This is a genomic window from Candidatus Infernicultor aquiphilus, assembly GCF_002784285.1.
Classification (GTDB): Bacteria; Atribacterota; Phoenicimicrobiia; order Phoenicimicrobiales; family Phoenicimicrobiaceae; genus Infernicultor; species Infernicultor aquiphilus.
The window spans coordinates 845-1,126 of the sequence record NZ_PFKO01000175.1 but is presented as its reverse complement, the minus strand read 5'-3'; the positions used below and the strand labels follow the sequence as shown (position 1 = coordinate 1,126).

Genomic DNA, 282 nt, shown 5'->3' with positions numbered 1-282 from the left:
AAGGCGGGGATGAAGGGCAATCTCCTTTCCTTGATAAAAGACTTTTAATAAATTCTTACTCAGTTCTATCTCTACCTCCTTACCCACATATTCGAAGGGGACGGAATAATAATTATAGTCTACATAGATATGACAGTCATGATAGACCTTACGGATACCTACACTGGCTAATTTAAATTCTTCTTGAGGTAGGGGAATAAGTTTTAGCTTCTCTTCTTTTTCGAATACCTCTTGGGGAACCTTTCTGGTAGTGCCGTGTATCCGATGGTTAGCCCTGGTATA

1 protein-coding gene is annotated in these 282 nt (G+C 39.7%); it reads right to left on the bottom strand.

The window, feature by feature from the left end; all coding sequences use genetic code 11:
* Positions 1-282 (bottom strand): Mu transposase domain-containing protein (locus COZ07_RS04895; protein ID WP_406607466.1); only part of this gene is annotated, 282 nt, incomplete at both ends.